This is a genomic window from Streptomyces sp. NPDC097595, assembly GCF_044761525.1.
Classification (GTDB): Bacteria; Actinomycetota; Actinomycetes; order Streptomycetales; family Streptomycetaceae; genus Streptomyces; species Streptomyces drozdowiczii_A.
Map to the genome: position 1 here is coordinate 201,424 of NZ_JBIWCN010000015.1, position 12,775 is coordinate 214,198.

Annotated in this window: 10 protein-coding genes; 8 read left to right on the forward strand and 2 right to left on the reverse strand. The window is 74.0% G+C overall.

Translation table 11 applies throughout. The features are described 5' to 3' along the window. The 3 genes from ACIQZN_RS23480 (at position 1) to ACIQZN_RS23490 (ending at position 3,805) form a co-directional block, all read left to right on the forward strand. A complete protein-coding gene (locus ACIQZN_RS23480) occupies positions 1 to 396 on the forward strand; it encodes an NUDIX domain-containing protein (protein WP_403997184.1) in 396 nt (131 codons plus the stop codon). A 233-nt stretch (positions 397 to 629) separates the two neighbouring features. Further along, positions 630 to 1,058 (forward strand): ATP-binding protein, encoded by a 429-nt coding sequence (locus tag ACIQZN_RS23485; protein ID WP_403997186.1) that lies wholly within the window; start codon positions 630 to 632, stop codon positions 1,056 to 1,058. 194 nt (positions 1,059 to 1,252) lie between these two features. Then, a complete protein-coding gene (locus ACIQZN_RS23490) occupies positions 1,253 to 3,805 on the forward strand; it encodes a SpoIIE family protein phosphatase (RefSeq protein ID WP_403997189.1) in 2,553 nt (850 codons plus the stop codon). A 14-nt stretch (positions 3,806 to 3,819) separates the two neighbouring features. Here the strand turns inward: ACIQZN_RS23490 and ACIQZN_RS23495 are convergent, their stop codons facing one another. Beyond that, positions 3,820 to 4,533: a PspA/IM30 family protein gene (locus ACIQZN_RS23495; protein WP_403997143.1), complete on the reverse strand. Its 714-nt coding sequence runs from the start codon at positions 4,531 to 4,533 to the stop codon at positions 3,820 to 3,822. 134 nt (positions 4,534 to 4,667) lie between these two features. After that, positions 4,668 to 6,761: a TPM domain-containing protein gene (locus tag ACIQZN_RS23500; protein ID WP_403997192.1), complete on the reverse strand. Its 2,094-nt coding sequence runs from the start codon at positions 6,759 to 6,761 to the stop codon at positions 4,668 to 4,670. 140 nt (positions 6,762 to 6,901) lie between these two features. Here ACIQZN_RS23500 and ACIQZN_RS23505 point away from each other — a divergent pair, with 140 nt between their 5' ends. The 5 genes from ACIQZN_RS23505 to ACIQZN_RS23525 all read left to right on the forward strand — a co-directional run bounded on the left by ACIQZN_RS23505 (position 6,902) and on the right by ACIQZN_RS23525 (position 12,679). Next, positions 6,902 to 7,354, forward strand: a complete 453-nt coding sequence (locus ACIQZN_RS23505; RefSeq protein WP_403997146.1) for a MarR family winged helix-turn-helix transcriptional regulator — start codon at positions 6,902 to 6,904, stop codon at positions 7,352 to 7,354. A gap of 11 nt (positions 7,355 to 7,365) precedes the next feature. Then, positions 7,366 to 8,766: an MFS transporter gene (locus ACIQZN_RS23510; RefSeq protein WP_403997195.1), complete on the forward strand. Its 1,401-nt coding sequence runs from the start codon at positions 7,366 to 7,368 to the stop codon at positions 8,764 to 8,766. A gap of 35 nt (positions 8,767 to 8,801) precedes the next feature. After that, positions 8,802 to 9,353, forward strand: coding sequence for an isochorismatase family protein (locus tag ACIQZN_RS23515; protein WP_403997149.1), 552 nt, complete (start codon positions 8,802 to 8,804; stop codon positions 9,351 to 9,353). A gap of 220 nt (positions 9,354 to 9,573) precedes the next feature. Further along, positions 9,574 to 11,886, forward strand: coding sequence for an ABC transporter family substrate-binding protein (locus ACIQZN_RS23520; protein ID WP_403997152.1), 2,313 nt, complete (start codon positions 9,574 to 9,576; stop codon positions 11,884 to 11,886). 118 nt (positions 11,887 to 12,004) lie between these two features. Beyond that, positions 12,005 to 12,679 (forward strand): hypothetical protein, encoded by a 675-nt coding sequence (locus tag ACIQZN_RS23525; RefSeq protein WP_403997155.1) that lies wholly within the window; start codon positions 12,005 to 12,007, stop codon positions 12,677 to 12,679. The last annotated feature ends 96 nt before the right edge of the window (positions 12,680 to 12,775 follow it).

The window sequence follows — 12,775 nt, forward strand, 5'->3', positions numbered from 1 at the left end:
GTGCTGATCGACACGGTGGCGTGGGTGCGGATCGAGGAGGGCCGCATCCTGTGCGCCCGCCCGCGCGGGAAGGACGTCTTCTACATCCCGGGCGGCAAGCGGGAGGGCGCCGAGAGCGACCTCGACACGCTCGTGCGCGAGATCGAGGAGGAGCTGACGGTCCGTATCGACGCGGCGTCGGTCGCGCACGTGGGGACGTACGAGGCCGGCGGACCCGGCCTGCCGGACGGCGCGGTGGTCCGGATGGCCTGCTACACCGCCGGGTTCAGCGGTGAGCTGAGGGCCAGCAGCGAGATCGAGGACGTGGCGTGGTTCTCGTACGCCGACCGCGACCGGGTGCCGCCCGTCGACCAGCTGCTCTTCGACGACCTCAGGGCTTCGGGCGATCTCGGCTGAGGCCCGCGCGAGGAGCCCCGGGTCCCGCGCGAGGAGCCCCGGGTCCCGCGCGCGGATCATGGCGCGGCGCGCGGCGTCCGGAGTGTGCGCCCCCGCTTCCCGGGCACTCGTAGGTGCGCGCCGCCGTACACCCGTACGCCCCGCGTGTCGAGCCCGGCGGTATTCGCTCCTTAATATCGGGTATGTGGTGTTTGCCCCACGCAGACAGGGCGTCACCGTTGCCGGCTCTGGGAGTGATCGGCGTGACCGATACCGAAGGCGATCGAGCCGAGTGGAGTTTTCCGGCTGTCCCCGGTGCCGTGCGCACCGCCCGGCACGCCGTCCAGGACACCCTGCGTGGCTGGGGGCTCGACGCCGCCGTCGGTGACGAAGCGATTCTGCTGGTCAGCGAGCTGGTCACCAACTCCATGCGCTACACCCCGGGTCCCATCGGGGTACGGCTGCTGCGCCCCCACCCGGACGGGGACCACTCCACCGCCCACGCCGGTCTCCTCGTGGAAGTCTCCGATCCCCTCCCCGAGCCACCCACCGAACGTACGGCGGGACCCGACGACGAGAGCGGCCGGGGACTGCAGCTCGTGGCCTGTGCGGCCCGGCGCTGGGGGACCCGGCGGGGAAAGAGCGGCAAGACGGTGTGGTTCGAGCTGGCTCTGCCTGGTTAGGAGTGAGGTGGGACGCACAGCGATCACCGGAGGTCGGGGCCGAACCTGGCTGAAAGGGACTGAGACCGTGCTGTGATCGTGAACGCCGTGCCGGACGGGGCCGTAGTGCTGAATACTGCGGGCATGACCGGTCCGGTGTGTGAGCTGGAGGGGACGGTCGCGTGAGCGAAATACCTGGGACAGCGGGCGACGTCGTGTGGCAGAGCAGTCCGCCCGGCTCGATCTACGACTACATCAGAGTCGCCTCCTTCTCGATCGGGCCCGACGGGCTGATCGAGCAGTGGAGCCGCCGGGCCGCCGGTCTCTTCGGCGTGGCCGCCGACGAGGCCGTGGGCAAGGACCCGGTCGAGGCGTTCCTGCCCGGCGAGGTCCGCCGCGAGGGCCACCGCCGGGTCGGCGAGGTGCTCGACGGCAAGGAGTGGACGGGTCTCGTCCCCTTCCGGATGCCCGGCGGGGACGGGGTGCACGGGCTCGCCGAGATCTATGTGATGCCCAGCGAGACGGCCACCGGCGAACGGGCGGCGGTCTGCATCGTCGTGGACGTGCGCGCCCTGCGCCGCATCGAGACGGACCTCGCCGCCTCGCAGGCGATTTTCGGCCAATCTCCCTTCGGCTTCGTCCTGTTCGGCACCGACCTCACCGTCGTCCGGGCCAACGAGCGCTTCGCCACGGTCTTCGGCGGCCGCGCCGACGACCACCGGGGCCGCACCGTCGGCGACTACCTCACCGGCGCCGACGCCGACCGCCTGACCGCCACCCTCGAACGGGTCCTGGAGACGGGCAACTCCGTCACCGACCTCCAGCTCGTCGGCACGGCCCCCGGCGACACCGAGCGCCGCCACTGGTCGATCAACCTCTACCGGGTGCACAGCGGATCGGGCCGCCCCATCGGCATCGCCGGACTCGCCACCGATGTGACCCGGCGTCACACCGCCGCCCGCGAGGCCGCAAGCGCCCGCCGCAACCTCGCCCTGCTCAACGAGGCCAGCGCCCGCATCGGCAACTCCCTGGACCTGGAGACCACCGCCCGCGAACTCCTCGACGTCGCCGTCCCGGTCTTCTGCGACCTGGCCTCCGTCGACCTCTACCAGGCCCTGCTCACCGGGGACGAGGCGGCGCCCGGCGGCTGGAGCCGGCTCAGCCAGGAAGCGGTCGGCGGCTCCGCCGAACTGCGCCGCGTCGCCTTCGCCAGCGCGGTGTCCGACGCCCTGCCCGGCGCCGCGTACGCCGCGTCCGGGCCCCCGGGCGCCGCACCCCCCGCCCTCGGCGCCGTCCACCGCTACCCCTTCGGCTCGCCGTGCGCCGTCGCGCTGCGCACCGGCCGCATCGAGGACGTGCCCGGCGACGACCGGGGCTTCGTGCAGTCCACGCTGGCCGTGCCGATGGTCGCCCACGACACCGTGGTGGGCCTCGTCCGCTTCTCCCGTACGAAGGGCAGCGAGCCGTTCGACGCCCGGGACCGGGCCCTCGCGACCGAGCTCGCCGCCCGCGCCGCCGTCTGCATCGACAACGCCCGCCTCTACCGCCGCGAGCACGAACGCGCCCTGATCCTCCAGCGCAGCCTGCTGCCCCCCGGCGACCCGGAGGCCGCCGGGCTCGACATCGCCTGTCGCTACCTCCCCGGCAACACCGCCAACGAGGTCGGCGGCGACTGGTTCGACGTGATCGAACTGCCCGGACACCGCACCGCGCTCGTCGTCGGCGACGTGATGGGGCGCGGCCTGCGCGCCGCAGTGGCCATGGGCGAACTGCGCACCGCCGTGCGCACCCTGGCCCTCCTCGACCTGGAACCGGCCGAGGTGCTGTCCGCCCTCGACGAGGTCGCCCGGGGCCTCGGCGCCCCCGGTGCCGCCTCCGCCTCCGGCGGCGGGGGAGCCCAGTGGCCCTCCCGCGCCGCGCACAAGTCCCGTGAGGCGGACCTCTCCGAGGTGTACCTCGCGACCTGCGTCTACGCGGTCTACGACCCGGTCACCCGGCGCTGCACCTTCGCCAACGCGGGCCATCTGCCGCCCGTCGTGGTCGAGCCGGGCGAGGCCGCGCTGCTCCTCGACGTACCGCCCGGGATGCCGCTGGGCGTCGGCGGCGAACCCTTCGAGGAGGTCGAGGTCGAGCTGAAGGAGGGCGCGCTCCTCGCCCTCTACACCGACGGGCTCGTCGAGTCCCGCGACCACCCGCTGGACGAGGGCCTGGCCGCCCTCCGCAAGGCCCTGGTCGAACCGGCCCAGCCGCTGGAGGACGTCTGCGACCGGGTCCTCGGCTCGCTGCACACCCGGCACGGCGAGGACGACATCGCGCTCCTGATGGCCCGCATCCAGGGCCTGCCCACCGAGGCCGTCGGCGACTGGCGGCTGCCCCGCGAGCCCCGCTCGGTCGGCCGCGCCCGCGAGCTGGCCCGGGGCCAGCTCACCAGCTGGGGCCTCGACGACCTGGTCGACACCACGGAACTCCTGGTCAGCGAGCTGGTCACCAACGCCCTGCGCTACGGGGAGGGCGAGATCCGGCTCCGGTTGCTGCGCGACCGCACCCTCGTCTGCGAGGTGTGGGACGCCGGTCTCGTCCAGCCGAGGCGCCGGCGCGCCCGGGACACGGACGAGGGCGGCCGGGGCCTCCAGCTGGTGGGGCTGCTCAGCGCGGCCTGGGGGGCGAGGCGGACCCCGCGCGGCAAGACCGTCTGGTTCGAACTGCCGCTGCCCGACGGCCGCCCGCCCGCCGAGCGCTCGGTGGAGGAGCTGCTCAGCATGTTCTGACAGGGGCCGGGGTCCTACTTGGTGGTCTTCAGCGCGGCGAGCCGGGCCTCCACCTCCGCGCTGTCGCCCAGTGCGTCCAGGTCCTCGAACTGCGCGTCCAGCGAGGAGGCCGCCAGCTCCTGCTTGCCCAGAGCCCGCGCCTCCTCGCGCCGCACCTTGTCCTCGAACCGGCCCAGCTCGCTGGTCGGGTCCAGGACGTCGATGCTCTTCACCGCGTCCATCATCCGGTTCTGCGCCTGCGCCGACTTGGCGCGCGCCACCAGCTCGTCCCGCTTGGCCTTCAGCTCCGACAGCTTCGCCTTCATCTGGTCCAGGCCCGTCTTGAGCTTGTCGACCACCTCGGTCTGCGCCGCGATGGTCGGCTCGGCGGTCCTGGCCTCCTTCTCCGACTGGAGCTGGCGGCCCAGTGCGACCTTGGCCAGGTTGTCGAACTTGTCCGCCTCGGGGCCCGATCCGCCCGCCCGCAGCTCGTCGGCCTTGCGGCTCGCGGCGAGCGCCTTGCCGCCCCACTCCCGCGCCGCCTCCACGTCCTCCACGTGGTCCTGCTCCATGAGGCGCAGATTGCCGATGGTGGCGGCCACCGCCTGCTCGGCCTCCGCGATGTTGTCGGTGTAGTCGCGGATCAGCTGGTCCAGCATCTTCTGCGGGTCCTCGGCCTGGTCGAGCAGGGCATTGATGTTGGCCTTCGCCAGCTGGGTGACACGGCCGAGAACGGTCTGCTTGCTCATGGGGGCCTCTCCTGTTGGATCGTGCTGTTCGTGGGGTCACGCATACGGGGATGGTGCCGCTCGTCGGTCACGCGTACGGCCGTACGGGAAGCTGCTCGCGTCTACGCCTGCGGGGGTACGGGGAGCTGCCCGCGTCAGAAGCGCCCGCCGCCGCCCCGGCGGCCCCGCGTCCCTCCGCCGCCGAAGCTGCCGGGCCCGCCGCCCCCGCCGAAGCCGCCGCTTCCACCTCCGCCGAATCCGCCCCCGAAGCCGCCCCGCCCTCCGCCCCCGCCCATCAGGCCGCCGAGGATGATCCCGCCGAGCACCGCGCCGCCCATGCCCCCGCCCGCCATGGAGCCGGGGCCGCCGCGCCCGCCGTAGCCGTACCCGCGCACGTCCTGCTCGGCAAGGCTCCGCGCCTCGCCCGCCAGCGCGTCCGCGCGGTTCGCCTCGGCCAGGGCGGCCTGCGGGTCGCCGTTCCCCGCCAGCGCGCCGGCCTGCTCCAGGCGGCGCTGCGCCTCCGCGAGCCGGGTCCGGGCGGTGCTGCCGACCGCGCCCCGGTGCGTCGTGACGAAGTCCGCCGCCGCCGCGACCGAGGAGCGCGCGGTGAGCAGCGCCCCGTCGAGCAGCGAGCGCGCCCGGGTGTCGCCCTGCTCCCGCTCCCGCGCCCCGGCCAGCGCCTCGTCCAGCGCCCGGTCCGCCTCCTCCACCCGGCGCAGCGCGTCGATCGGGTCGTACCGCCCGCCCCGCTCCTCGCGCACATCGCCGGCCACCGCCTGCGCACGGGCGATCCGGCCGCGCAGGTCGGCGGTGGACGCCCCCTGTGACGTACCGCCGAGCAGCCCGCCCGCGTCCGCGAGGTCGGTGTCCAGTTCGGTGAGGGCGGCGGTCAGCCGGTCCGCCGCCTCGTCCAGCTCGCGGGCCCGCCGCTCCACGCCGTCCACGAGCGTGCCCGCCTGGTCGAGCGCGCCCTCGGCGGCCCGGACATAGACGGCCGCCGCCGCGTGGTCGCCGCCGTCCACCGCCTGCCGGGCGCTGTCGAGGGAGGAGGCCGCGAAGGAGAGCCGGTCCTCGGCCTGGCCGGCGTCGGCGGCGACGGGGGCGGATGCCTGGTCCGCGTACCGCTCGCGCATCGAGGCGAGTGCCGACTCGGCGGCCGGGACGCGGCCGGTCAGCTCGGTCAGCGCGGTCCCGGCGGCGGCCAGGGCCTGCGGCGCCTCGCGCTCCAGCTCGCGCAGCCGGTCGAAGTCCTCGGAGACGGCGTCCAGGCGGCCGTCGGCGTCCGCGCAGCGGCTGATGATCTCGTCCAGCATCCGGCGCTGCGTCGCCTCGTCCTCCGGGAACGCGTCGTCCAGCTGCTGCCGCAGCCGGAACGCGGTGGTCAGCTCGCCCTTGGCGTAGGCCACCGCCTCGGCGAACGGCGCGGCGGCCTCCTCCCCGAACTGGGCGGTCGCGAACCCCAGCTCCTCCTCGCTCGTGCGGACCGCGTCATCGGTGGCGACGAGCGTCTCCTTGGCCTTCGCGTCGAGCTCCGGCAGCGGGGTGGGCGGGGGCACACCGCCGCCCCAGCCGGTCGTGCCGGGCGTCGTGCGGGTGGTGGCGCGGCGCTTGCGCCGCAGGAACGCGTACGCGGCGACCGCCGCCACCGCGCAGAGCAGGACGATCGGCAGGAGGAGGTCGCCGGTGCTGGTGCCGCCCGAGCCGGAGCCCGGGTCGGAGGCGCCGGGGGTGATCGCGGGGGCGGGCACGGGCTCGCCGGACAGGGCGGCGGTGTAGCCGTCGGCGGCGCCGATCGCGGCGCCCGCCCAGTCGTTCCGCTTGAGCGCCGGCTCGATCGCGGTGTTCGCCACGTCCCGGAGCTGGGCGTCGGTGAGGGGGGCGTCCTGGTCGACCGAGTAGGCGTACTGCCGGGCATGGGTGGCGACGGCGAGCAGGACGTCGTCGCGGCCGAGGCCGTTGCGGTCGGCGGTCGCGTCGGCCCAGTCCTGCGGGGAGCGTCCGGAGAAGTCGCGTACGTACGCCACGAAGAGCTGGAGGCGGTGTTCGGCGTAGAGCCGGTCGAGGGCCGTGACCACCTGGGGGCGGCGGTCGCCGAGGGCGCCCACCTTGTCGGTGATCTGCCCGTCGCGGGACAGCGTGATCGGATCGTCGGCGCGGGCGGCCGGCGCGGGGGCCAGGGCCAGCCAGCACACCGTCAGGAGCACGGCGAGCAGGGCCCGGCCCGGTATGAGGATCCGGGTTCGGCTCACAGGCGGCGTCACGTTTGTGAGGCTATGTCCAGCTTCGGGGAGCCGCGACATGAGGCGCCCGGGAGGGGTGGGGGCGGCGACCGGCCTGAGAATGACAGGCTACCTTGCAAGATGGCCTGTCGGTCTCGTACGGTGAATGTATGACGCACGCATCCGGGGCGGCCCCCGACCCCACGGCCGAAGAGGTGGCGAACCAGCTGGCCGCCGTGGTCGGCCGGCTGCTGCGGCGGCTGCGTTCCTCCTCGTCGGAGTCGCTGCTGACGCCGACCCAGCGTTCGGTGCTCGCCCGGCTCGACGACGGGGGCGCCGCGACCACCGCGGACCTGGCCCGCGCCGAATTCGTACGGCCGCAGTCCATGCGGCTGACCCTGGGCGCGCTGGAGACGCAGGGGCTGGTCGAGCGGGCGCCGGACCCGGCCGACGGGCGGAAGTCCGTCATGTCGATCACGGACGCCGGGCGCACCACGCTCGCCCGGGTCCGGGCCGCCAAGCGGAACTGGCTGGCCGAGGCCGTCGCCGCCGAGCTGGACGGGCACGAGCGGCGGACGGTCGCCGAGGCCGTGGCCCTCATCGAACGTCTGGTCGGTTCGTGACCGCTCGCGAGGTGCTCCCCGGGGCGGTACGCGCGGCGGCCCGCCCGGACCGGACGGCGGCCGACCCCGGCTTCAGCGCCCGGCTCACCGCACCGCTGCTGCTCGGCTCGCTGCTCAACCCGCTGAACACCACGATGATCTCCACCGCGCTGGTGGCGATCGGGCACCACTTCTCCGTCGGCGCCGCCGACACCGCCTGGCTGATCTCCGTCCTCTACCTCGCGAGCGCCGTCGCCCAGCCCGTCCTGGGCCGGCTCGCCGACGTCCTCGGGCCGCGCCGGGTCTTCCTCGCCGGCCTGGTCGTGGTCATCGCCTCCGGTCTGGTCGGCACCTTCGCGCAGGGCTTCGGCCAGCTGATCGTGTCGCGGCTGCTGCTCGGCATCGGTACGTCGGCGGCCTACCCGGCCGCGATGGCGGTGCTGCGCGACGAGTCGGCCCGGATCGGGCGGCCGACCCCGCGCCCGGTGCTGGCCCGGCTCTCCTTCGCCGCGCTCGGCAGCGCGGCGGTCGGGCCCACGCTCGGCGGGCTGCTCGTCATGACGGCCGGCTGGCGCGGGATCTTCGCCGTCAACGTGCCCGTGGCGCTGATCGCCCTCGGCGCGGCGCTGCTCTGGATCCCGGCCGACCCGCCGCGCGCCGTGACGTCCCCGGCGCCCCGGCTGGGGCTCGATCCGCTCGGCATCGGCCTGTTCGCGACCGCGCTCACCGTCCTGGTCTTCTTCCTGCTCGACCTCGCGCACCCGATGTGGTGGCTGCTCGCGCCGTTCGCCGCGCTGACCGCCGTCCTCGTGTGGTGGCAGCTGCGGGCGCCCGCCCCCTTCATCGATCTGCGGATGCTCGCGGGCAACGGCGCGCTCTCGCGTACGTACCTCCGGCACGGCATCAGCTACCTGCTGATCTACTGCGTGATGTACGGATACACGCAGTGGCTGGAGGAGGCCCGGGGCTACTCCTCCGGGCACACCGGACTCCTCATGCTGCCGATGTCCGTCGCCGCGCTGGTGTGCTCGCTGCTCGGCGCCCGTACGAAGGGCATCCGGGGCCCGCTCGTCCTGGCCTGCGTCCTGCTCACCGCCGGGGCCGGAATGCTCTTCCTGCTGTCCGGCGACGCACCGGTCGCCGTCCTGCTGCTCGCCGGCGCCTGCTTCGGCATCCCGCAGGGGCTCATCGGCACCAGCAACCAGGCGGCCGTGCAGGCGTACGCGCCGCCCGCCTCCGTCGGCTCGGCCGCCGGCCTCCAGCGCACCGCCCAGTACATCGGGGCGATCACCGCCTCCAGCCTCATCGCCCTGGCCTACGGGCAGTCGGCCGGCGACCGGGGGCTGCACCTGATGGCCGCCGTCGCCGCCGTCCTGGGCGTCCTGCTCATCGTCCTCACCGTCACCGACCGCGCCCTGCGCGGGCGTACCTGATCCCCCTCAAGCACCACCCCACAAGGAGCACCACCATGACCGCCACCGTCCTCGATCCCCAGACCGCGCTGATCGTCGTCGACCTCCAGAAGGGCATCACCGCCCTGCCCACCGCCCACCCCTCCGCCGACGTCATCGCCAACGCCGCGACCCTCGCCGACGCCTTCCGGGCCAAGGGCCTGCCCGTGGTCCTCGTCCGCGTCACCGGCGGCGCCCCCGGCCGCACCGAGGGCCCGGCCCGGTCCGGGAAGCCGGCCGCCGACTGGGCCGAGATCGTGCCCGAGATGGGCCCGGCCGAGGGCGACATCATCGTCACCAAGCAGCAGTGGGGCGCCTTCTACGGCACCGACCTCGACCTCCAGCTGCGCCGCCGGGGCGTCACCCAGGTCGTGGTCGCCGGCATCGCGACCAGCATCGGCGTCGAGTCCACCGCCCGCTCCGCGCACGAGCACGGCTACCACGTCACGCTCGCCACGGACGCGATGACCGACATGAGCGGCGAGGCCCACGACAACAGCCTGCAGCGGGTCTTCCCGCGCCTCGGCGAGACCGGCACGACCGACGAGATCGTCAAGCTCCTCGGCTGATCGAACCCGCTTGAAACGGAGCGCCGCGGCCCACCCGGGCCGCGGCGCTCCGCCGTACGGGTGGGCTTGGGGGCGTACCCGCCGTGTCGGCACGGCGTTCCCGCGCGAGGGCGTTTTCAGTGGAGGGGCGGAACCAGTGTGATCAACTGCAAATGCCACCAAAAACGCTCAATCAGGCCCTTTCCCACTGCGGGCCGGGCCGTCCCCGGAGGTATCAGCCATGTCCCACGTCGGCGTCCCGCGCGGGACGGCCCGAAAGAGGCGCATCCCCGCCCTGCTCACCGCAGGCGTCCTCACCCTCCCGGCGCTGGCCGGATGCAGCTCGGGCGGGAAGGACACCGCGGCCGTCGCCGCCGTACCGCAGGACGTGGCCCGCGCCGCCCGCGCCCAGGTCGCCGACGGGGGCAAGGTCACCTGGGCGATCGACGCGCTCCCCGCCACCTTCAACGCCTTCCAGGCGGACGCCGACAGCGCCACCACCCGGATCACCGGCGCCCTGCTGCCGACCCTCTTCCCGCTCGACGCCCAGGGCCGCCCCCAGCTCAATCCGGACTACCTCGAATCCGCGAAGGTGACCGAGACCGAGCCCCGCCAGGTCGTCGTCTACCGGCTCAACCAGCAGGCCGTCTGGAGCGACGGCCGCGGCATCGGCGCCCCGGACTTCGTCGCCCAGTGGCGGGCGCTCAGCGGCAAGGACTCCGCGTTCTGGACCGCCCGCAACGCCGGCTACGAACGCATCGAGAAGATCGAGCGCGGCCACGACGACCTGGAGGTCAAGGTCACCTTCGCCAAGCCGTACGCGGACTGGCGCTCGCTGTTCTCGCCGCTCTACCCGAAGCAGGTGACGGGCTCCCCGGACGCCTTCAACGACGGCGCCCGCACCACCCTCAAGGCGACCGCCGGGCCGTTCCGGCTGCGCGAGGTGGACAAGAAGACCGGGTCCGTCACGCTGACCCGCGACCCGCGCTGGTGGGGCGGCCGCGCCAAGCTGGACTCGCTGGTCTTCAAGGCCGTCGAGCCCGATGAGCGCACCGACGCGCTGGCCGAGGGCGCCGTCGACATCGCCGACATCGACTCCACCACCGCCTACCGCATCGCCCAGGCGGCCCGCGAGGGCGCGGCCGGCGCACCGCCCGCCCACGGCCCCGGCGCCGCGCAGAACCCGGCGGACGCCCTGCGCTCCTGGGCCGTGGCGCACGGCACCGACGAGGAGGCGGCCGAGGAGGAGCAGGAGGCGCGGGACGACAAGGCCAGGGCCGCCGACGCGTACGCCACCGAGCAGAGCGGGCTGCGCGCCTTCGTGGTCCGCAAGTCCCTGGAGCCCGCCTACACCCAGCTCGCGCTGAACGGTGAGACCGGACCGCTCGCCGACGACCGGGTGCGCCGGGCCGTCGCCCGCGCCCTGGACCGCCAGGAGCTGGCCGCCACCGTGCTGAAGCCGCTCGGACTGCCCGCGCAGCCGCTCGGCAGCCACCTCGCCGTCGCCGGGCAGCCCGCGTACCGGGACGGCAGCGACGCGCTCGGCAAGCAGGACACCGAGCAGGCGCAGGCGCTGCTCGCGGACGCGGGCTGGACGCGCGAGGGCGCGCTGAGCCGGAGCGACGGCACCAAGGCCGGCAGCGAGGGCGAGAAGAAGGGCGAGGGCGAGAAGAAGGGGAGCGCCGGCAAGGAGGCGGACGACGGCAAGGGGAACCGCGCCGCGGGCGAGCCCGCCGCCGACGACGGCCTCTACATCGTCGGCGACGACAAGCCCGGCGGCATCCACGTCCTCGCCCCGGCCCCCGACGCCGCCGCGCAGAGCGTCGCCCTGCTGCGCCAGGCCGGGCAGCTCGGCTCCACGGGCACATCGGAGGACGCCCGGGACGCGATCCGGGCCCAGGACCGGCAGCCCGGAGGCGCCGCCGGAGCGTATGCCCCGGCGGGCACCGCGGCGCCCGCCAAGGCCGCCGACGCCGCACGCGGTCCGCTCGGCAAGAACGGCAAGCCGCTGAGCCTGCGCTTCGTCCTGCCGTCCGGGCCCGGCTCGGCCGGACTGCGCAGCGTCGGCGAGAAGATCGCCGCGATGCTCGACACGATCGGCATCCGCACCGAGATCACCAAGGTCTCCGACGACAGCTACTTCCGCGACCACGTGGCCTCCGGCGATTACGACATGGCCCTGTACTCCTGGCCCGCCACCGCCTACCCGGCCACCGACGACCGCCCGATCTTCGCCAAGCCGCTGCCCGCCTCCGACGGCTCGCTGCTCGTGGAGCAGAACTACACCCGGGTCGGCACGGACCACATCGACCAGCTCTTCGACCAGGCGGCGTCGGAGCTGGACGAGAAGGCCGCCCAGGACCTCATGCGGCAGGCGGACGCCCGGATCTGGGCCGCCGCGGGATCGATTCCCCTCTTCCAGCGCCCCCAGCTCGTCGCCACCGGCAAGCAGCTCGTGAACGTCGGCGCCTTCGGCCTCGGGGTCCCGCACTACCAGGACATCGGCTACAAGGCCCCGCAGGCGGCGGGCGCCCCGGCCGACCGGAAGAAGTAGCCGGATATCCGCACCTCTGGAACTGCTCAAGTCACTTGTCCGTGAGGTCCGTTACGGCAACCGTGGTCCGTGACCACCGGTGAATTCCACCGGAAGAACGGACCACGGGGGCAGAACCATGAAGCGGACACGAGTGCACATCGGAGCGGCCGCCGCGATCGTCGCGGCGGCCCTCGCGTGCGTCAGCGGCTGCTCGTCGACGGACGGCGGGACCACCGACGCGAAGCCGGCCGGATCGCCGAAGGCGGAGGCGGAGCAAGCGGTCGCCCGGGAGCCGCAGGCGTGCCGGGGCGGCACGTACACCTGGTTCAACATGCGCCAGAACTGGGTGATCAACGGGGTCGCCGAGGCGCAGAGTCTGACCGGGTCCGCCCGCGTGACGAAACCGATCCGGCGGCTGCGCACGGACCCGGCATCCGTGGTGACCGAGGGCGTGGACCTGGACCCGGACCTCGTCCTCCACTCCCTCGGGACGAAGCTCGGACTGGTGTCCGCGGACGACGATCCGAAGGAGGGCTCCGCCCTCGGCGAGCCGGGCACGTACGCGCCGCTCGACGAGCCGTTGGGCCAGGTCAGCGGCTTGAAGGGCAGCGTGCGGCTGGTGAGCTACAGCTACTTCAAGCTGATCGAGACGGACTTCCGCTACACGTGCGCCGGGGGCGGGGACCCGGTCGTCGGGCATGTGTCGACCTGGGGACCTTCCGGCGGGGGCGCGGTCAATTGCGACGAGGCACTGAGCAAGGACGCGTCCGCCGCGGCCCACGAGGCGGTCAAGCTCTCCTGCGCCCCCTAGGTGTTCTGTCCGAGGAGGTTGTGGACGGGTGAGTCATATCTCGGCTGAGGGATCTTGAACGGGTGAGGGCCTTCCGGGTTCGGTGTGGATTGCGAC